Source organism: Delftia sp. WSY_16, from assembly GCF_043104415.1.
Lineage (GTDB): Bacteria > Pseudomonadota > Gammaproteobacteria > Burkholderiales > Burkholderiaceae_C > Comamonas > Comamonas tsuruhatensis.
On record NZ_JBICKS010000030.1, the window covers coordinates 146,403 to 166,112 of the forward strand.

The 19,710-nt window shown below is 69.9% G+C and carries 18 protein-coding genes; 5 read left to right on the forward strand and 13 right to left on the reverse strand.

What is annotated here, in order from left to right:
- Positions 1 to 8: 8 nt before the first annotated feature.
- Positions 9 to 1,889: a family 2A encapsulin nanocompartment cargo protein cysteine desulfurase gene (locus ACF8O7_RS16105; RefSeq protein WP_392443813.1), complete on the forward strand. Its 1,881-nt coding sequence runs from the start codon at positions 9 to 11 to the stop codon at positions 1,887 to 1,889.
- Positions 1,890 to 2,175: 286 nt separating this feature from the next.
- Positions 2,176 to 3,180, forward strand: coding sequence for a fimbrial protein (locus ACF8O7_RS16110; RefSeq protein WP_392443815.1), 1,005 nt, complete (start codon positions 2,176 to 2,178; stop codon positions 3,178 to 3,180).
- A 92-nt stretch (positions 3,181 to 3,272) separates the two neighbouring features.
- On the opposite strand, the gene ACF8O7_RS16115 is transcribed toward ACF8O7_RS16110, so the two are convergent.
- From ACF8O7_RS16115 to ACF8O7_RS16135, 5 genes are all read right to left on the reverse strand, one after another.
- Entirely contained in the window at positions 3,273 to 4,229 is a 957-nt protein-coding gene (locus tag ACF8O7_RS16115) for a tripartite tricarboxylate transporter substrate binding protein (protein WP_017406236.1), read from the reverse strand.
- A 44-nt stretch (positions 4,230 to 4,273) separates the two neighbouring features.
- Positions 4,274 to 5,275 (reverse strand): tripartite tricarboxylate transporter substrate binding protein, encoded by a 1,002-nt coding sequence (locus ACF8O7_RS16120; protein ID WP_392443817.1) that lies wholly within the window; start codon positions 5,273 to 5,275, stop codon positions 4,274 to 4,276.
- A 65-nt stretch (positions 5,276 to 5,340) separates the two neighbouring features.
- Positions 5,341 to 6,393 carry a hydroxyacid dehydrogenase gene (locus ACF8O7_RS16125; protein WP_392443819.1) on the reverse strand — a complete coding sequence of 351 codons (1,053 nt, stop codon included), beginning with the start codon at positions 6,391 to 6,393 and terminating at the stop codon, positions 5,341 to 5,343.
- Positions 6,393 to 7,070 (reverse strand): RraA family protein, encoded by a 678-nt coding sequence (locus ACF8O7_RS16130; protein WP_047327856.1) that lies wholly within the window; start codon positions 7,068 to 7,070, stop codon positions 6,393 to 6,395. The genes ACF8O7_RS16125 and ACF8O7_RS16130 overlap by 1 nt, the downstream gene beginning before the upstream one ends.
- A gap of 65 nt (positions 7,071 to 7,135) precedes the next feature.
- Positions 7,136 to 8,389 carry an alpha-hydroxy acid oxidase gene (locus ACF8O7_RS16135; RefSeq protein WP_392443821.1) on the reverse strand — a complete coding sequence of 418 codons (1,254 nt, stop codon included), beginning with the start codon at positions 8,387 to 8,389 and terminating at the stop codon, positions 7,136 to 7,138.
- A gap of 83 nt (positions 8,390 to 8,472) precedes the next feature.
- Here ACF8O7_RS16135 and ACF8O7_RS16140 point away from each other — a divergent pair, with 83 nt between their 5' ends.
- Positions 8,473 to 9,393: a LysR family transcriptional regulator gene (locus ACF8O7_RS16140; protein ID WP_392443823.1), complete on the forward strand. Its 921-nt coding sequence runs from the start codon at positions 8,473 to 8,475 to the stop codon at positions 9,391 to 9,393.
- A gap of 76 nt (positions 9,394 to 9,469) precedes the next feature.
- Positions 9,470 to 9,679 carry an oxidoreductase-like domain-containing protein gene (locus ACF8O7_RS16145; RefSeq protein ID WP_267178125.1) on the forward strand — a complete coding sequence of 70 codons (210 nt, stop codon included), beginning with the start codon at positions 9,470 to 9,472 and terminating at the stop codon, positions 9,677 to 9,679.
- A gap of 23 nt (positions 9,680 to 9,702) precedes the next feature.
- On the opposite strand, the gene ACF8O7_RS16150 is transcribed toward ACF8O7_RS16145, so the two are convergent.
- The 4 genes from ACF8O7_RS16150 to ACF8O7_RS16165 form a co-directional block, all read right to left on the reverse strand.
- On the reverse strand, positions 9,703 to 10,173 hold the full coding sequence (locus ACF8O7_RS16150) for a RidA family protein (RefSeq protein WP_012207603.1): 471 nt from the start codon (positions 10,171 to 10,173) through the stop codon (positions 9,703 to 9,705).
- Positions 10,174 to 10,241: 68 nt separating this feature from the next.
- Complete coding sequence (locus ACF8O7_RS16155; protein WP_046239599.1) at positions 10,242 to 11,057, reverse strand: ABC transporter permease; 816 nt, start codon at positions 11,055 to 11,057, stop codon at positions 10,242 to 10,244.
- A gap of 5 nt (positions 11,058 to 11,062) precedes the next feature.
- Positions 11,063 to 11,902, reverse strand: coding sequence for an ABC transporter permease (locus tag ACF8O7_RS16160; RefSeq protein WP_392443825.1), 840 nt, complete (start codon positions 11,900 to 11,902; stop codon positions 11,063 to 11,065).
- 6 nt (positions 11,903 to 11,908) lie between these two features.
- The gene (locus tag ACF8O7_RS16165; RefSeq protein WP_126311024.1) at positions 11,909 to 12,769 is read right to left on the reverse strand and encodes an ATP-binding cassette domain-containing protein; all 861 of its coding nucleotides are present in this window, start codon (positions 12,767 to 12,769) and stop codon (positions 11,909 to 11,911) included.
- Between the two features lie 139 nt (positions 12,770 to 12,908).
- Between ACF8O7_RS16165 and ACF8O7_RS16170 the strand changes: the two genes are divergently transcribed.
- Entirely contained in the window at positions 12,909 to 14,693 is a 1,785-nt protein-coding gene (locus ACF8O7_RS16170) for a monovalent cation:proton antiporter-2 (CPA2) family protein (protein WP_017405210.1), read from the forward strand.
- 33 nt (positions 14,694 to 14,726) lie between these two features.
- On the opposite strand, the gene ACF8O7_RS16175 is transcribed toward ACF8O7_RS16170, so the two are convergent.
- The 4 genes from ACF8O7_RS16175 to ACF8O7_RS16190 all read right to left on the reverse strand — a co-directional run bounded on the left by ACF8O7_RS16175 (position 14,727) and on the right by ACF8O7_RS16190 (position 19,643).
- Complete coding sequence (locus ACF8O7_RS16175; protein WP_016452676.1) at positions 14,727 to 15,116, reverse strand: VOC family protein; 390 nt, start codon at positions 15,114 to 15,116, stop codon at positions 14,727 to 14,729.
- Positions 15,117 to 15,182: 66 nt separating this feature from the next.
- A complete protein-coding gene (locus tag ACF8O7_RS16180) occupies positions 15,183 to 15,536 on the reverse strand; it encodes an energy transducer TonB (RefSeq protein WP_012207609.1) in 354 nt (117 codons plus the stop codon).
- A 79-nt stretch (positions 15,537 to 15,615) separates the two neighbouring features.
- On the reverse strand, positions 15,616 to 17,970 hold the full coding sequence (locus ACF8O7_RS16185; RefSeq protein ID WP_392443827.1) for a helicase C-terminal domain-containing protein: 2,355 nt from the start codon (positions 17,968 to 17,970) through the stop codon (positions 15,616 to 15,618).
- The gene (locus ACF8O7_RS16190; RefSeq protein ID WP_392443829.1) at positions 17,967 to 19,643 is read right to left on the reverse strand and encodes a VRR-NUC domain-containing protein; all 1,677 of its coding nucleotides are present in this window, start codon (positions 19,641 to 19,643) and stop codon (positions 17,967 to 17,969) included. The genes ACF8O7_RS16185 and ACF8O7_RS16190 overlap by 4 nt, the downstream gene beginning before the upstream one ends.
- Between the last annotated feature and the right edge of the window lie 67 nt (positions 19,644 to 19,710).

Here is a 19,710-nt window from a genome sequence, read left to right on the forward strand (position 1 = left end):
GCCGGGCGTTGACCGTGTCTGCAATCACCTCCGTGGCGCCCCAGGCGCCCTTCGACCCCGAGGCGCTGGCGCGCATGGCCAACGCCCTGTTCTCCGCCGCACCGGGATCGGCTCCTGCCCTGCCCGGCCTGCCTGCTGGCGTGCAGGCCCCCGTGAACGTGGCGCCGCCCGGCTCGCCGCTGGCCAGCCCCGCAGGCCTGGGCCCCGGCGTGCCGGGCACGCCCATCCCGCAGGGCCTGGCGCCGGGCAGCAACCTGCTGCCGGCCTCGCCCGCGCCGCTGGCCTCGCTGGCCCACCGCGCGCCCGCGCTGCTGCCCCATGCCCAGGCCGGCAACGGCGTGCCCGACCATGTCGTGAGCGCCCTGCCCGCCTACGAGCCGCGCCTGGGATCGCAGGTGCTGGGCGTGCCCCAGCGCCAGGGCGATCCGCTGGATGCGCTGGCCGCGCTCCCGTTCACGGCACCTGCGTCACCTGCGTCACCCGCCGTGCCGCGCATCGGCGTGCCCACCGAAGGGCCCGGCATAGCGTCCACCGTGCCTTCGGCCGAGCCGCGCTTTTACTTTGTCGATCCCGTGGTGCTGCCAGCCGGCTACACCACGCCGGCCCATCCGCTGCAGCGCCAGCAGGCTTCGCACGGGGCAAGGCATGGCACGGCCGGCGTGCAGGCGCCCTTCGACGTGCATGCCGTGCGCCGGGACTTTCCCATCCTGTCAGAGCGCGTCAACGGCCGTCCGCTGGCCTGGCTGGACAACGCGGCCACCACGCACAAGCCGCGCGCGGTAATCGAGCGCATCCGCCACTTCTACGAGCACGAGAACTCCAACATCCACCGCGCGGCGCATGAACTGGCCGCGCGCGCCACCGACGCCTACGAGGGCGCGCGCGAGCGCGTGCGCCGCTTCATCAACGCGCCCGACGTGAACGAGGTCATCTTCGTGCGCGGCACCACCGAGGCCATCAACCTCGTGGCCAAGAGCTGGGGCTGGCAGCATGTGGGCGAGGGCGACGAGATCATCGTCTCCCACCTGGAGCACCACGCCAACATCGTGCCCTGGCAGCAGCTGGCGGCCGCCAAGGGCGCGAAGATCCGCGTGATCCCGGTGGACGACTCGGGCCAGGTGCTCATCGATGAATACCGCAGGCTGCTGAACCCGCGCACCAAGATCGTCTCCGTCACCCAGGTCTCCAACGCGCTGGGCACGGTCGTGCCCGTGCAGCAGATCGTGGAGCTGGCCCACCAGGCGGGCGCCCGGGCCCTGGTCGATGGCGCGCAGTCGGTCTCGCACATGGCCGTGGACGTGCAGGCCATCGGTGCGGACTTCTTCGTGTTCTCGGGCCACAAGGTCTTCGGGCCCACGGGCATCGGCGTGGTCTGGGGACGGCGCGAGGTGCTGGAGGACATGCCGCCCTGGCAGGGCGGCGGCAACATGATTGCCGACGTGACCTTCGAGAAAACCGTCTACCAGCCCCTGCCCAACACCTTCGAGGCCGGCACAGGCAACATTGCCGACGCCGTGGGCCTGGGCGCCGCCATCGACTACGTGCAGGCCCTGGGCATGGAGCGCATCGCGCGCTACGAGCACGATCTGCTGCAGTACGGCACACAGGCGCTGGCGCCTATCACCGGCCTGCGCCTGATCGGCACGGCGGCCGACAAGGCCAGCGTGCTGTCCTTCGTGCTCAAGGGCTGGACCACGGCCGAGGTGGGCGAAGCGCTCAACGCCGAAGGCATCGCCGTGCGCACCGGCCACCACTGCGCCCAGCCCATCCTGCGGCGCTTCGGCGTGGAGACCACGGTGCGGCCCTCGCTGGCCTTCTACAACACCACCGAGGAAATCGACCGGCTGGCGGCCGTGGTGCAGGGGCTGGCGGCGCGCAGGCGGGGTTGAGCCACCGGCTCAGCCCAGGCGTCTTGCAAAGGCGTCGCCCGTGGCGCCCATGCCCAGGCGGCCGTGCCCAGGCGGCCGCCCACGTCGTTGGCGCCGCTTGCGCCAGGTGTGCCGCAGGCCGGCCCCGGTGGCCATGCCGCGCCACGGCAGCGGACGGAACACGGCATTGGAGTCATGAAAAAGCATTGCCAATATCAGAATGATCCTATGGATTTCCATCAATCATAGGAATAGACTTTGGAGCGCGCCCATCAAACTCTCCTGCATCGTTTCCGGTTTCATTCATATGAAAAAAATCAGATATTTTCTCATTACGGCAACGCTTTGCTTTTCTGTAAGCTCCATTCATGGAGGCATATTTACCCCGGCGTCGTCCACCATCCAATTACCGGAAATCATCAACGTTCCCGCAGGAAATATCATGAATGGATCAGTGCTATGGGAATCGCCCATGGTCAAATCCACCCTCGACACAATTTCCTACAGTGTGCTTTCGGGGCCATCTTCAGAAATATGGCCCCAAATCATGAACCCCACTACGCTGGACGGCGAGATCTACTCCACATCTTTGCGCGGAATAGGAGTCCGTTGGCGTGCCATATGGAAAGCCAGGAATTTCCCCAATGGCAAAACCATGTCCATCACCACTACGTCCAACAATGCAGGAGCCACGGGATGGCTAAGGAATGATGTACATGAGCAAACCATATGGATGCAACTCATCAAGACAGGCGCCGTTCAATCGGGCACTTTCAGCGTCAGCAGCTATGCATCCGCCCGGTTTGACTGCAATAGCCTTTGCAATAACTGGATCGTGAAGGCGACCGGCAGCACCGTGGTGCGCACAGGCGCCAGTTGCCGGGTGAAGACGAGCAACATCGCCGTGAACCTGCAGCGAATCAACAGGTCACTGTTCAACGGGATAGGCGCTACCTCCGCGCCCCAGCCATTCGATCTGGAACTGATATGCACCGGGGGCGAAGCCAATTCCACCCTGCGCCCGTTCGTCACGCTCACGGATGCCAACGATGCCGCCAACCGCTCCGATGTGCTGACGGTGACCGGAGGGGCTGCCGGCATCGGCATCCAGATCCGCAGCAGCGACAAGGTCATCAGCTACGGCGAGGACTCCGCCAACTTCGGCAATCCCAACCAGTGGCAGGCGGGCACCATCACCCCAAACACCAGCAACCACGTGATTCCATTGACGGCGCGCTATGTCCAGACCCAGCCCTCCGTCACCACGGGCCTGGCCAACGGACGGGCCACCTTCACGCTCAACTACCAGTGACCTGCCAGTGACCTGCCAGTGACACGCTGGCTGCATTGCGGCTGCGCAGGCGCCCGTGCCGATCCTGCGTGGCCGCCCGCCCCCGGCTGCGCTCACTCGGCTCTGGCCCCCGACACCCGCACCTGCTCGGCCGCCACGGGCATCTGCTCGCGCACGAAGCGCCAGAACGCGTCCACGTCCATGGGCTTGACGGGCAGCGAGCCTTGGTCGATGAACTGCTTTTGCACCTCGGGATTGCGCAGCGCCGTAGCCAGTGCGCCGTTCAGGCGCTCCAGCGCCGCACGCGGCGTGCCGGCCGGGGCAACCAGGCCGTACCAGGAGTCGGTGTAGAAGCCCTTGACGCCTGCTTCCTCGAACGTTGGCACATCGGGCAGGGCCGGCAGGCGCTGGCGTGAGGCCACGGCCAGGGCGCGCAGCTTGCCCGAGCGGATGAAGGGGATGGCGCCCGTGGTGAGCACGAAGTCCACGCGGCCCGCCATCAGGTCGGTCATGGCCGGGGCCGTGCCCTTGTAGGGGATGTGGGTGACATCCACGCCCGTGAGCTGCTTGAAGCTGGCGCCGGCCAGATGCTGGCTGGAGCCCACGCCGCCCGAGCCGTAGTTGAGCTGGCCCGGCCTGGCGCGCGCCGCCTCCAGCAGATCGTTGACCGAGCGCAGCGGCGAGGCCACGGGCACCAGCAGCACGCTGGGCGAGGTGGTGATCATGCCGATGGGCGCGAAGTCCTTGAGCGGGTCGTGGTTGAGCTTGGCGTAGAGCGCGGAGTTCAGGCCGTGCGAGGCCACGGTGGCCAGCATGATGGTGTTGCCATCGGGCCTTGCGCGGGCCGCCGCGTCGCTGCCCAGGTTGCCGCCCGCACCGGCCCGGTTGTCGATGGTGATGGGCTGGCCCAGGGCCTCGCTCATGCGCGTGGCCGCCAGCCGCGCCACGTTGTCGGAGGGGCCGCCCGCAGGCCAGCCCACGATGAGGGTGATGGGGCCTTGCGCCAGGGCCGGCAGGGCCAGGGCGCACAGGGCCAGCGCAGCCAGGCTGCGGCGCGACAGAGGGGTCATGGCAGTCGTCCTTGTCCATTCAAAGGTTTGCATGGCCAGGGCCTTCAGGGCTTGCCGTCCTGCCAGGGCATCTCGGTCCAGAGCTTGCGAAAGCCGGCCTCGGTGCGCTCCAGCTCGGCCGCGTAGGCGGGCGGTGCCAGGTAGCGCAGCGGCGCGTACATGGCCTCGGCCTGCTGCCTGAACTGCGGGTCGGCCGCGATGGCGGCCACGGCATCGACCAGCTTTTTGCGCACGCCTTCGGGCAAGCCCTTGGGCGCTGCCAGGCCGCGCAGGGAGGCCAGCTCGATATCGATGCCCTGCTCCTTGAACGTAGGCACCTGCGGCGCCAGCGAGCTGCGCGCGGCCGACATCTGGCCCAGCAGGCGGATGGGAGTGCCGCCCTTCTGGTAGGCCAGCACCTCGCCCACGTTGATGGCGCCAATGGTGATCTGCTGGCCCGTGGCGGCGGCGCGCACCTCGCCCGCGCCCTTGTAGGGCACATGGGTGAGCTGCGTGCCCGTGGCCTTGGCGAACAGCAGCATGGCCAGGTGGTCGTCCGAGCCCGTGCCCGTGGTGCCCACGGTCACGGCGCCGGGGTTGGCCCGGGCGTAGGCGGCCAGGCCGGCCAGCGTGGTGATGGCGTTGCTGTTGTGGATGGCGAAGCCGCCCGGGTCGTCCACCAGGTTGCCCAGCAGGTCGTACTGGCTCCAGTGGAAGCTGCTCTTGCGCTCGATGGGAATGGTCAGCACGTTGGGCGTGTTGATGAAGCCGATGGTGTAGCCGTCCGGCTTGGCCCGCGCCAGTTCGCCAAAGCCGATGCCGCCGCCCGCGCCGGGGCGGTTGAGCACGACCACGCTGCCGCCCAGCTTCTTTTCCAGATGGCGGGCCAGCAGCCGCGCCACCAGGTCGGTGCCGCCGCCGGGTCCGTAGGCCACGATCATCTCGATGTTGCGCGAGGGATAGGGGGCCTCGTCCTGAGTCTGGGTCTGAGCCTGGGCCAGGGCCGGCAGCGCCATGCAGGCGGCGGCCAGGCCTGCGCACAATGCGCGCCTTGCTTGCTGTGTCATCTTTGTCTCCTGGGTCGCCTCTTGCAGTGGTCTGAGAGGCTTTTTAGTCATGGTGAAGGAAGCGGCTAACGGAACGGGGAAGGGGACAGGTCCAAGGCCCTGGCGATGCGCTCGCGCGCATGCGGCCAGACCTCGGGATTGACCAGGCGCGCGGGCCGCTGGCCGTCGGCCAGCAACTGCACGATCTGGGTGGCGGCCAGCTCGGCGTTGTTACGCCGGGCCTCGTGCGTGACACCGGCGGTGTGGAAGGTGGCCACCACCTGGGGCAGGGCCAGCAGCGGATGAGAGGCGGGCGGCGGCTCCTGGTCCCAGACATCGAGCCCGGCGCCGGCCAGGTGGCCGCTGGCCAGGGCGGCGTGCAGGGCGGCCTCGTCATGGATACCGCCGCGCGCCGTGCTCACGAAGATGGCGCCCGGCCGCATGGCCGCAAAGGCAGCGGCGTTCATGAGCCCCAGCGTGGAGGCATCGCGCGGGCAGTGTAGGGAGACGATGTCCGCGCGCTGCAGCAGCTCGTCGAAGCCGACGGCCTCGGCCCCGCGCGCTGCCAGGCCGGCCGCGTCGTAGGCCGGGTCGCAGCCGATCACCTGCATGCCGAAGGCCCGGCCCAGGGCCGCGACGCGGCTGCCGGCCTCGCCCACGCCCACCAGGCCCAGGGTGCGGCCGCGCAGCTCGTGGCCCATCACGTCCTCGCGGCTGAAGCCCCGGGCAGGGGCGCGCAGCAGGCGGTCGGATTCGTTGATGCGGCGCAGCACGGACAGCATCAGCCCGATGGCCATCTCGGCCACCGAATCCGCGTTGCCGCCCGACTGGTTCATCACGGCCACGCCGGCGCGCGTGCAGGCCTCAATGTCGATGGTGTCGCAGCCCGAGCCGCTGGAGGACACGGCCAGCAGATCGGGGCAGCGCGCCAGCAGGTCCGCCGTGGCGAACCAGTGGCGCGGCAGCTCGTCCTTGGCGGCCGTGATCTGGTAGACCTGTGCGCCGGCCAGGGCCTGCCAGGCGGCGGCATCGTCGCCCTCGCGCCGGCAGGTGACCAGTTGCACGCCAGGCGCGGCCGAGACGATGCGGTCGAAGGCCGCATCCAGCCAGTAGTCGAAACGGACAACGCGGCGGTCCATCACAGCACCCCCTTGGCGGCCAGCGTGCGCGCCACCCAGGAGCGGTCGGCGCGGCCTGCGGCAATGGCGGCGAGCACGTCGGCCTCGTCGCGCTGTATGGCCTCCACGCGGTCGGCAATGGCGGCGGCCTCGGCGGCGGGCACGGCCAGCAGGCCGTCGCCGTCGCCCAGCACCAGGTCGCCCGGGTGGACGACCATGCCGTCGATGCTCACGGGCACATGCAGCTCGCCGGGGCCGTCCTTGTAGGGGCCACGGTGCGAGACGCCGCGCGCATACACGGGCAGGCCGTGCTGGCCGATGGTGTCGCTGTCGCGGATCAGCCCGTCGATGACGATGCCGGCCGCGCCGCGCGCCATCATCAGCGCCAGCATGATCTCGCCAATGATGGCGTTGGGCCCGGCGCCGCCCGCGTCCACCACGATCACGTCGCCGGGGCCGCAGATGTCGATGGCCTGGTGCACCATGAGGTTGTCGCCGGGCCGCGTGCGCACGGTCAGCGCACGGCCCACCAGCGGCCCCTGGCGGCGATGGAAGGGCCGCAGCGCCGAGGTGCCCGTGGTGCGGCTCATGGCGTCGCTGACATTGGCGACCGGAAAGCCGCGGTAGCGCTGCAGCAGCGCATCGCCAAGGGCGGCCTCGGGCCGGGCGTGGATATGGAATCCGGGAATCTTGCTCACTGCTGTGTCTCCGTCTGTGTCCGTGTCTGTGTCTGTTGTCTGTGTCGATACCGCTGTCTTGCCGCTCAGAAAGCATCCCAGGCCTGCGCATGGCGCACGCAGGCCGGCGTGATCTGGTCCAGGCGCGTGGCACCCAGCATGGCCATGTCGCGCAGCACCTCCTCGCGCAGCAGGGCCATGGCGTGGGTCACGCCCGCAGGTCCGCCCACCGAGGCCGCGTAGTTGAAGGGCCTGCCCACGAACACGCAGCGCGCGCCCAGGGCCAGGGCCTTGAGCACGTCGGTGCCCCGGCGCACGCCGCTGTCCAGCATCACGGGCAGGCCAGGCACGGCGCGCACGATGCCGGGCAGCACGCGCAGCGGTGCCACGGCGCCGTCGAGCTGGCGCCCGCCGTGGTTGGAGACGATGAGGCCGTCGGCCCCGTGGTCGCGCGCCAGCACGGCGTCTGCGGCCGAAAGAATGCCCTTGACCACGAGCTGCCCCTGCCAGCGCTGGCGGACGGCGGCCAGATGCGGCCAGGCCAGGTGGGAGCGGTCCGAGAAATCGCGCATCACGCTGGCCGACAGGATGGGCGCGCCCCGGTGCGCATAGTTGTTCTCGAAATGCGGCATGCCGTGGCGCCACAGGGTCTTGAGAAAGCTGCCGAACAGCCAGCGCGGGTGGCTGATGCCCTGCCAGGCCAGGCCCGGCCCGGGCCGCAGCGGCGTGGAGAAACCGGCGCGCACATTGTTCTCGCGGTTGGCGGCCACGGGCGTGTCCACCGTGATCACCAGGGTCTGCACGCCGGCGGCGGCCACGCGGTCCAGCAGCGCATCGATCTGGCCCTGGTCGCCCGGCAGGTAGGCCTGGAACCAGGTGTGGGGCGCGGCCGCCATCACCTCCTCCAGACGGATCAGCGAGGAGCCGCTCATGATGGCCGGCACGCCCGCCTGCTGTGCGGCCTGGGCCAGCACCAGGTCGCCCCGGTAGGCCGACAGCGCGGCAATGCCCATGGGCGCCACGCCGAAGGGCGCGCCGTAGCGGCGCCCGAACAGCTCGAAGGAGGGGTCGCGCTGTGCCACGCCCACCAGCGCGCGCGGCACGAAGGCCAGCTCGGCAAAGGCGCGGCGGTTGTCCGCCAGCGAGGCGTTGTCCTCCACCGCGCCGCTGATGTAGGCATGGATGGGGCGCGGCAGATGGCGCCGCGCCAGCCGCTCGAAATCGTCAAGCGACAGCACGCCGCGCAGGCGGCGCGGTGGCGTGGCGGAAGCGGCAGGGACGGCAGGGACGGCAGGGACGGCAGGGACGGCAGGGACGGCAGGGACGGCAGGCTTAGGCATTGCCAGCCAATGTAGGAGGGCGCAATTCCAAAGAAAAGCGAAATAAATAGGAATCAATGTTTCGCTTTTGTGAAAATATCGCCATGACCCTCAAACAGCTCGAAGCCTTCTACTGGGCCGCCACCTGCCTGAACTTCAGCGTGGCCGCCGACCGCGTGCACCTGTCGGTCTCATCGCTGTCCAAGCGCATTGCGGAGCTGGAGGCTTCGCTGGGCGTGCAGCTGTTCGACCGCAGCGGCCGCGCCGCCGAACTCACGCCCCAGGGCGAGCAGCTGCTGCCGCGCATCCGCGAGCTGCTGCACGGCGCCGCCCAGCTGCGCGAGGCGGCGGGCCGCAGCGTGGGCCTGCAGGGCCGCTGCCGCATCGGCTTTGGCGAACTCAGCGGCCTGACCTGGCTGCCCCGGCTGGTGCAGAAGGTGGCCGAGCTGCACCCCGACCTGCAGCTGGAGCCCCACACCGACATCGGCCAGGTGCTGGAGCAGCGCATCGTCGATGGCGAGCTGGACTGCGTGGTCATCGCCGGGCCATCGTCGCGCAGCAGCCTGGCCTTCGAGCAGGTCGCCCAGGTGCGCTTCGTCTGGGCCGCCAGCGACGACTTCATCGCCCGCGCCGGCACCGGCCTGCCCCGGCGCCTGGTGCACGAGCAACTGCTGATCGCCCTGCCCACCGGCTCGGGCGCCACGCGCACGCTGGACGACTGGCTGGGCCGCCACGGCCTGGCCGTGGAGCGGCGCCTTTCCTGCAACAGCTGGGGCGCCGTGGTGGGCATGGTGGTGGACGGCCTGGGCTTCACCTACATGCCCGAGCAATGGGCCCTGGCCCTGCAGCAACGCGGCCGCCTGCGCGTGCTGGACGGCAGCGCCGAGGCCGCAAAGCACAGCGCGCTGGCCCCGCTGACCTACACCGTGCAATGGCGCCGCGACGATGCCCGGCCGCTGATCACGGAAATGCGCGAGATCATCCGCAGCGTGATCGATTTCCCGGCGCCGCGCTGTTTGAGTTGAACTTGCACCCTGGCGGCCCCATGCCCTTTAGCCCGCGCGCAGCAGCCACGGCAGGAGCTGCTGGACAATCACCCCCATGACCACCGCGCCTCTCCCAGATTCCGCAGATTCCGCCGCCTCCGCCGACCCCATGCCCCAGCCGCCCGAGCAGCCCGACCTGGACGCCTGCTGCGGCAATGGCTGCGACCCCTGCATCTTCGACAGCTATGACCTGGCCATGGACGAGTACCGCCAGGCGCTGCGGGCCTGGAAGGCGCGCAACGAAACGCCAGCGGGCCAGGGATAGGAATAGGGATAGGGGTAGCGCGATCAGTCCACGCGGGCGATCAGGTCCAGCTCCACGGCCGCACCCTTGGGCAGCTGCAGCACGCCCACCGAAGTGCGCGTGTGGGCACCCACGGGGCCCAGCACCCGGGCGATGAGGTCGGAGGCGCCATCGGCCACCTCGCTTTGCTGGGTGAAATCGGGCGCCGAGCGCACATAGACGGTGATGCGTGCAACGGCGCGCACGGCATCGAGCGAGCCGGCCGCGCGCTGCACGAAGGCCAGGGCCCGCATGGCACAGATGGCGGCGGCCGTTCTGGCCGATGCCAGGTCGATCCCGGCGCCGACCGTCCCCACGTAGAGCACTTCATCGCCCACGCGGGGAATCTGCCCGCTGACGAACAGCTGCTGGCCGTCGCGCACGACGGGGCTGTAGTTGCCGCCTATCTTGATCTCGCCATCGAAGCGGTGGCCGAGCTCGAGGGCGGCCTGGGCGAAGCGTTCATCTGCTGTCATGGTCTGGTGTCCGGAGTAAGGCAAGCGCGCAGTCTAGAGCGTGTTATGCACCGGCGCCTGCGGCGGCTTCAACTGCCCGTGGACGCGTAATGCCTCACCCCCATGCGCCAGGCGCCCGAGGCCAGCCAGAGGAAGGCAAAGCCGGCCAGCGGCGAGACCCAGCCCAGCCAGGCCGGCGCGCCCAGCGGGTCGGGCTTGCCCAGCACGGCCAGCGCCGGGTAGTAGGCCACGCAGGCCAGCGGCACGGCGAAGGTCAGCAGGCGGCGGAACCACTGCGCGTACAGGGCCAGGGGGTACTGGGCGGCCTCGACGCTGCCGTAGCTCAGCACATTGGCGGCTTCCAGGCTTTCCACGGTCCAGAACGAGAGCGCGCCCTGCAGCACCAGGATGCCCAGGAACAGCGCCACGCCACCCGCCACGGCGAACAGCGCCACGGCGACGGCCTGGGGCGTCCACGCCACGGCGCCCTGGGCCGTGGCAAAGCCCAGCACCATCAGGCCCTGCAGCAGGCGGCCCAGGCGGCTGATGCGCACGTCATGGCCCATGAGCTGCAGCCACACGGGGCGCGGACGCAGCAGCAGGCGGTCGAAGGCGCCCGTGCGCAGGAACTGCGTGCCCAGCACGTCGAAGCCCCGGCCCAGCGCATCGGCCAGGGCGAACATGCAGTTCACCAGGCCATAGAACACGGCCACTTCGCCGATGCGCCAGCCCTGCACCTCGCCAAACCGGTGGAACAGCGCCCAGACGGCGATGACCTCGATGCCCGTGACCAGGAACTGGCCCAGGGTCAGCATCAGCGCCGAGGCCGGGTAGCGCGCCTGCCCGCCCAGCGAGGCCAGCGCCAGGCGCAGGAACATGGACAGCGATCCTTTGTGCTTGGCCATGGCGCTCACCCGCCCTGCACTTCGAGGCCGCGCATGGTGCGCGCCATGGCCATGCGGCCCAGGGCCACGATCACGGCAATCCACAACACCTGCAGCGCAAGGCAGGCCAGCATCTGCGCACCGGCCATCTGGCCGAAATAGATGCGCGCAGGAATGTCCATCACGCCGGCCAGCGGCTGCAGCAGCAGCGCGGTCTGCCAGGCGTCGGGCATCAGCGCCAGCGGCAGCAGGTTGCCCGACAGCACGATGACCACGGGCGCGGCCAGCGTGTTGATGCCTTTTTCATTGAGCGCGGCGGCGGCGGCAACATTCAGCAGCATGACCAGTGCCGTGGACAGCAGCAGCGCCAGCAGCATGGAGGCGGCAAAGCCCAGGCCTGCGGCCCAGCCGGCCGGCGGCTGCCAGCCCCAGGCGCCCAGCCCCGTCAGCGGCAGGGCCAGCCCTGCAAACGCCACCATCAGCGCCACGCGCGGCAGCACGCGCGCGGCGATCCAGCCAGCCGAGCGCACGAACCACAGCGCATAGGCATCCACGGGCCGCAGCCGGTCATAGGCGATGGCGCCCGTGCGCACGGCCAATGCCACGTCGGGGTCGCCGCTCCAGGGCAGCAGCGCGAACAGGCCCTGCGCCAGCCAGGTGTAGGTGATGGCGTGCTCCAGCGAGATGGGCGCGCCGGCCGATGCCGAGGCACTGCCGTAGAACGCCGCCAGCACCATGGTCTTGATGGCGCCCCACCAGCACTGCGTGGCAAAGCCCGCGTAGGCGGCCGTGCGGTACTGCAGCATCACCAGGAACCGCGATGCAAAGGCCGCCACATAGGGGCGCAGGAGTTCACGCAGCGTCATGCCGGCTCAGCCTTCGGCCGCTCCGTGCATGGCGTAGAAGCGGGCGATCACGGCCTCGATGGCCATGTCTTCTCCATTGCCTTCGCCATCACCACCTCCACGCCCCTCGCCCTGCGCTGCCACCACCTGGGCGCGCAGCGCATCGACCGCGCAGTCGGCCAGCACGCGGCCATGGCCGATGACGATCACGCGCCGCGCCAGCGCCTCGATGTCGTGCATGTCATGCGTGGTCAGCAGCACCGTGGTGCCGCGCTCGTGGTTGGCGCGCAGCACGAACTCGCGCACGGCCAGCTTGGAGGGTGCGTCCAGGCCGATGGTGGGCTCGTCCAGGAACAGGATCTCGGGCTCGTGCAGCAGGGCCGCGGCGATCTCGGCGCGCATGCGCTGGCCCAGGGACAGCTGGCGCACGGGCTGGTCCAGCACGCGCTCCAGGTTCAGCAGCGCCACCAGCTCGTCGCGCGTGCGCCCGTAGCGTGCGGGATCGACGCGGTACAGGTCGCGCAGCAGGTTGAAGCCATCGCCCACGGGCAGGTCCCACCACAGCTGCGAGCGCTGCCCGAAGACCACGCCGATGCGGCCCACATGGCGCTGGCGGTCGGCGAAGGGGTCGCGCCCGTCCACCTCCACGCGCCCGCCATCGGGCCGCAGGATGCCCGACAGGATCTTGATGGTGGTGGACTTGCCCGCGCCGTTGGGGCCAATGAAGCCCAGCAGCTCGCCACGCTCCAGTGCGAACGACACGCCATCCAGCGCCTGCACCGTGCGATGGCGCGGATGCACCAGCGCGCGCAGCGCACCCATCACGCCGGGGTCGCGCTCATGGATGCGGTAGGTCTTGCGGAGGTCGTGGACGAGGATCTGGGGCATGGCGCTGGGCGGTGAGGTAAGCGCAGAGGGGGGGCACAGAGGGGGCGCGATTCTACACAGGACCGGGCTTTGCTATCCTGCGCGCAAATTCGCGGATGGAAATCCGCCTTGCCGCACGCACGCACAAAGGAAACACAACATGGCCGCTGAAGGCAATGCAAGCCAGCTCGTAGGAATCGTCACGCTGCTGGGGGCCGCCGTGGTGGCCGTGCCGCTGTTCAAGCGGCTGGGCCTGGGCGCCGTGCTCGGCTACCTGGCCGCTGGCCTGGCCATAGGCCCCTACGGGCTGGGCCTGGTGACGGACGCGCAGACCATCCTGCACGTGGCCGAGCTGGGCGTGGTGATGTTCCTCTTCGTCATCGGGCTGGAGATGAAGCCTTCGCACCTGTGGGATCTGCGCGGCCAGATCTTCGGGCTGGGCAGCCTGCAGGTGGTGGTGTGCGCGCTGCTGCTCACGGGCGTGGGCATGGCCTTCGGCTTTCCGTGGCAGGTGGCCTTCGTGAGCGGCGCGGGCTTCGTGCTGACCTCCACGGCCATCGTCATGCAGGTGCTGGCCGAGCGTGGCGACATCCTGGCGCCGCGCGGCCAGCGCATCGTCTCCATCCTGCTGTTCGAGGACCTGCTCATCGTGCCGCTGCTGGCCGCCGTGGCCTTTCTGGCGCCGGCCGATGCGGCGCCCGTGGCCACCTCGCCCCTGTGGCAACGCGCGGGCGTGGCCCTGCTGTCGCTGGGCGCGCTGGTGGGCGCGGGCCTGTGGCTGCTGAACCCGCTGTTCCGCATCCTGGCCAAGGCCAAGGCGCGCGAGGTGATGACGGCCGCCGCGCTGCTGGTGGTGCTGGGCGCCGCCCTGCTGATGGAGATGGGCGGCCTGTCCATGGCCATGGGCGCCTTTGTGGCGGGCGTGCTGCTGTCCGAATCCTCGTTCCGCCACCAGCTGGAGGCCGATGTGGAGCCCTTCCGCGGCCTGCTGCTGGGCCTGTTCTTCCTGGGCGTGGGCATGGCGCTGAACCTGGAGGTGGTGGCGCTGAACTGGCGCATCGTGGGCATGGGCGTGGTGGCGCTGATGCTGGGCAAGGCGCTGTGCATCTATGCCGTGGCCCGCGTGGCGCGCAGCAGCCATGCCGATGCGCTGGACCGCGCCATCCTCATGGCCCAGGGCGGGGAGTTCGCCTTCGTGCTGTTTGCCGAGGCGCTCAAGCTCAAGGTGCTCAGCCCCGAGGTGCATGCCAACATGACGGCCATCGTCGTGCTGTCCATGGCCATCACGCCGCTGGTGGTGGTGCTGCACAAGCGCCTGGCCGGCGCCCAGGCCGTGTCGCTGGACGGCGTGGAGGCGCCGCAGGACCTGCGCGGCAACGTGCTGGTCATCGGCTTCGGCCGCGTGGGCCAGATCGCCAGCCAGGGGCCGCTGGCGCATGGGGCCAGACTGTCCATCATCGACAACGACCCCGACGTGATCCGCAACGCCGAGCCCTACGGCTTCAAGGTCTACTTCGGCGACGGCGCGCGCGCCGACATCCTGCATGCGGCCGGCGCCAGCCATGCCAGCGCCATCCTGGTCTGCGTGGACAGCAAGGCCGCCGCCACGCGCATCGTGGAGAATGTGCGCCACGAATGCCCGCACGCCCGCCTCATCGTGCGCGCCTATGACCGAGAGCACGCGCTGGAGCTGATCCAGAAGGACGCCGACCATGTCGTACGCGAGAGCTTCGAGTCCGCCCTGCTCATGGGCCGCCACGCCGTGCTGGCCCTGGGCGCCACCGAGGACGAGGCCCGGACGCTGGAGTCCGAAGTGCGCGGCCGCGACACCGAGCGCTTTGCGCTGGAGACCGCCGGCGGCACCTTTGCGGGGCGCGCGCTGCTGCTGGGCAATATCGAGCGCATCGATCCGCCCCGGCACGACAAGCCCACCGCCAGGGACTGAGCGCGCAAGGGCCGCAGGGGCCGCAGGCCCCGCTCAATGCCGCTGGTTGATCTGTATGAGATTGCCGCAGGTGTCGTCGAACACCGCAATCGTGACCGGCCCCAGATGCGTCGGCGGCCTGGTGAAGCACACGCCGGCCGCGCTCAGGCGCTCGTACTCGGCCTGCACGTCGTCCACGCCGAAGAAGGTGGCCGGCACGCCGTCGGCATGCAGGGCGGTCTTGAACGGCCTGGCGGCCGGGTGCATGTCGGGTTCGAGCAGCAGCTCCACGCCATCGGCATCGCCGGGCGATGTCAGGGTGAGCCAGCGCGCGTCGCCGCCCATGGGAATGTCGTGCTTGAGAACGAAGCCGAGCACGTCGCGGTAGAAGGCCAGGGCCTTGTCCTGGTCGTCGACGAGCACGCTGGTGATGACGATCTTCATGGAATGCTCCTTGTGTCGCTGCGCAGGGCACGCACCGGGTACACACCTGCCACCACCGGCATGCCGCTATTTCAGCAGGAAGGTGACGGGCACGCGCGTCCACATGCTGTCCGGCACGCCGTCGCGCGTGCCGGGGACAAAGCGCCACGTCCGCACGGCGTCCAGCGCCTCCTGGTCGAGCAGAGGATAGCCGCTGCTGTCTGCCACATCCACGGCCAGTGCCTTTCCGCTGGCGCCCACCAGAACCCGCAGCACCACCTTGCCTTCCTGCTCCAGCCGCCTGGCTTCCTTGGGATAGGCCGGCATCTTGTTCTCGCTGGCCTGCCTGTCAGGCACAGGCTGCACCACGCCTGCCGCAGCCGGGCCGCCGGCCAGCAGGCCCAGGGTCAATGCAAGGATGGCGCAGCGCATGCGGGGCATTCGGAAGGCTCCTGGATGGGGGCGGGATGGGGGACTGGATGGGGATGGGATGGCAGTCGCGGACTGGTGCGGCCCCGGATCATCGCATGCCCTCCACCCGCCACCAGCGCGGCAGCAGCGCCTGCACCTCGCCGCGCCGATAGCGGTCGTCGATGAGAAAGACCACGCCGCGGTCGCGCTCGCTGCGGATGACGCGGCCTGCGGCCTGGACCACCTTGCGCAGGCCCGGGTAGAGATAGCTGTAGTCATAGCCCTTGTCCGCGCCGAACTGGCGGTCCATGGCGCGCTTCATCTCTTCGTTCACGGGATTGACCTGGGGCAGGCCCAGCGTGGCCACGAAGGCGCCGATGAGGCGCTCGCCGGGCAGGTCCACGCCCTCGGAGAACGCCCCGCCCAGCACGGCGAAGCCCACGCCCTGACCGGCTTCGGTGAAGCGGGCCAGGAAGGCCGCGCGGCCCTCTTCGTCCATGGAGGGGGTCTGCAGCCAGACCGGCAGATCGGGATGGGCACGCTGCAGGCATTCGGCCACGCGCTGCAGGTAGTCGAAGCTGCTGAAAAAGCACAGGTAGTTGCCGGGCCGGCGCGCGTACTGCGCGGCCACGAGATCGGCGATGGGCCGCAGCGAACGGTCGCGGTCGCGGTAGCGCGTGGAGATGTGGCCGGCCACCTGCACATCGAGCTGGTCGGCCTGGAAGGGCGATTCGGCCTCCAGCCAGTGCGTGCCTTCGGGCAGGCCCAGGATGTCGCGGTAGAAGTGCGGCGGGCTCAGCGTGCCCGAGAACAGCACCGAGGCATGGGCCGCCGCATGGCGTGCCGCCAGGTGGGGCGCGGGCACCACGCAGCGTATGCACAGCGTGGATGCCGGCGTGCGACGGGGGCCTGGGCGCCCGGGCAGCAGGTGGACATCGAACAGCGCATGGCCGCCGAACTGCTCGGCCAGCGCCATGAACTGCAGCGCCTCCCAGTAAAAATCCAGCACGGGGTCGCCGGGCAGCATGGGGCTGTCGGCATTGGCGTCGGCGATGGCGGCCACGGCGCGCTGCGCGGCGCCCAGCAGGCCTGCGGGCACTTCCTCATGGGCCTGGTAGCTGGCGGTCTGCTCCCTGTTCAGCGCACTCCAGCTTCGGCTGAACCGGTCCAGCGCCTTGCGCACGGCACCGGTGGCCGACTTGCGGGCGGCCGCCAGTGCGAACTGCGACAGCTCGGCCGTGTACATGCGGCGCGCGCGCTCGAGCAGGTTGTGGGCTTCGTCCACCAGCACGCCCACCTTCCATTGCTGGGCCTGGGTGAGCGCGTACAGCATGGCGGCGCTGTCGTAGAAGTAGTGGTAGTCGGCCACGACCACATCGCTCCAGCGCACCAGTTCCTGGGCCAGGTAGTAGGGGCAGATGTCGTGCGCCAGCGCCACGGCACGCACGGCAGGCGGGTCCCAGGGCACCTGCTGCAGCGCGGCGGCGCGCGCGGCGGGCAGGCGGTCGAAGAAGCCGCGCGCCAGCGAGCAGGAGTCGCCGTGGCAGGCCTTGTCGGGATGCTCGCAGGCCTTGTCGCGCGCCAGGATGGCGAGCACGCGCAGCCTTGCGGGTGGCGAGGGTGGCGAGGGCGGAGGTTGTGGCGCAGCCGGTTCCTGCGGCGGTGGCTGGTGCTGCTCGGCGATCTGCCGGTTCACGCTGGCCAGCGCCTGCAGCGCCAAGCCATGGCCCGTGCCCTTGGCCGTGAGGAAGAACAGGCGGTCCAGGCCCTGGTCCGGCATGGCCTTGAGCATGGGGAAGATGGTGCCCAGCGTCTTGCCGATGCCCGTGGGCGCCTGCGCCATCAGGCACTGGCCGCCCTGCTGCGCGCGCGCCACGCGATAGACGGCCACGGCCAGCTCGCGCTGGCCCGCGCGAAAGCCCTGCATGGGAAAGCGCAGCGCGGCCAGCGCCGCCTCGCGCGTCGCGCGGTGGGCGGCCTCGCTGCGCGCCCAGTCCAGGAACAGCGCGCATTGCTGCTCGAAGAAGGCGCGCAGCGTGGCCGCGTCTTCCTCCTGCACCAGCACGGTTTCCTCCGAGTTGCCCACGTTGAAATACACCAGGGCCACGCGCAGCCGCTGCAGGCCGCGCGCCTGGCACAGCAGATGGGCGTAGATGCGCGCCTGGGCCCAGTGCAGGGCGCGGTGGTGGGCGCGCACGCCCTCGATCTGGCCCCGGTAGGTCTTGATTTCCTCGAGCTGGCCAGCCCCGGCGTCGAAGCCGTCGGCGCGGCCGCGCACGCGCAGGTCGCCGTATTCACCGGCCAGGCTGATCTCGGTCTCGTAGTCCTTGCCCCTGCGCGACTGCACCAGGCTGTGGCCGGCCATGCCCTCCAGTGCGCTGGGCGCGGGCGTGAAGCGCAGGTCCAGGTCGCCCGCGCGCGCCGTGAACTCGCACAGCGCGCGCACGGCCACGGTGTAGCTCACGCGGCCTCTCCCAGCGGCTGGCCGCGCCACTGCACATGGCACACGCGCACGGGAATGCCGTGCTCGGCACAGTACTGCAGCCAGCGGATCTGGTTGTCCTGCAGCTTGTCGCCGGGGGCCTTGGCCTCGACCAGTTCGTAGCGGCGCTCGGCCGGCCAGAAACGCACCAGATCGGGAAAGCCCGTGCGGTTGGCCTGCACGTCGCGCAGCAGCCGCGCAAAGAACAGCTTGAGGTGGGCGGCCGGAATGCAGTCCAGCGCCAGCGCAAGCAGCGGCGCGCTCAGCGTGCCCCAGAACACGAAGGGCGACTGCAGGCCCTGCTTGTCGGCATGGCGCTGCACGATGACCTCGCGCCAGCTGCCATCGTCCAGATGCGCCAGGCATTCCTCGAACAAGGCTGCGCGCCGCTGCACGAAGTCGGGCGCGGACAGGTCGGCCGGGCCGCTCTGGAACGGGTGGAAGAAGGCGCCCGGCAGCGGCGCGAAGATGGCCGGCCAGCACAGCAGGCCGAACAGCGAGTTGATGAGCGCGTTCTCCACGTAGAACACCGGCGCGGAGTCGCTGTGCCAATGGTCGCGCAGCACGTATTCGACCGATGCGGGCCGCGCCGGCAGCTCCAGCTCCACGTCCATGCGCATCTGCGCCACCACGGGCGCCAGCGCCGCCGCACGCCCGCGTGCGCCCTGCCCCAGGCTGCGGCGCAGGCGCGGCAGCATGCGCGCCACGCGCTGTAGTTCCTCGTCGCTCTCGGGCTGGGCCTGGGCGGCCTGGGCCAGCGCCATGGCATCGGCAAAGCGCTCCATGCGCTCGTACACACGCATGCGCCGGTGGCGGGCGCCGGGGTAGCGGCTTTGCGCATAGGCCTGCTCGGCACGCTCCCAGTCCTGCATGCGTTCGCAGGCCTGGCCTATGCGCAGCAGCACCTTGGCGCGGCGCTGCTCCAGCCAGGCATTGCCGCTGGCGCAGCCGGCCACCTGCTGCAGCAGCGCATCGATCTCCACGCCCTCATCCAGCGCCGCGCGGCAGGCCTGCAGGGCCAGGTAGCCATCGACATCGTCACGCGACTGGAAGGCCCGTGACGCCGCATCGAAGGCCACGGCCTCGTAGCGGAACACGCCCAGGTCGGCCAGCACGAATTCCGACCAGTCCTGGTAGAGGTTGCCGAAGAACATCAGCCGAAAGCGCTCGCACAGCGCGCCCACCATCACGCGCCAGGCGGCTTCGCCGGCTCCGACGCCCTGGGGCTGCCACTGCGCATAGGGCCTGGGCGCCTCGTGCAGGGGCTGCAGGGCCTGCAAAAGCTCGGCCTTGCGCAGGCCTGAGTGAACGGGTGCGCCTGCGAACAGCTGCAGCAGCTCGGGCTTGGTGTGCAGCGCAAACAGCTCCTCCAGCGCCATGGGGTGGTCCGCGTCCAGCCAGCCAAGATCCAGCAGGGGCGCGGCCGCGTCAGCAATGGCGGGAATCTCTTCATACACCAGCTTGCCGGCCCGAAACCAGGGCCCGCGCCGCATCAGCAAACGCACCATCAGCGCCTGCGAGGGCTGGGGCAGCTGCGTGAAACGGGTGAGGAATGCCTGCTCGGGCGCGTCCAGCAGATCGCCGTAACGCTGGCCAATCCAGTCCAGCGCGCGCTGGAAGTTGTGCAGGTAGTAGAAGCGGTGGGGAGGGAGCATGGGCCTGGCAGATCGGGCAGCCAGGCCGCTCGAAAACTGTATCTTTATACAGTCATCATAGCAAAAC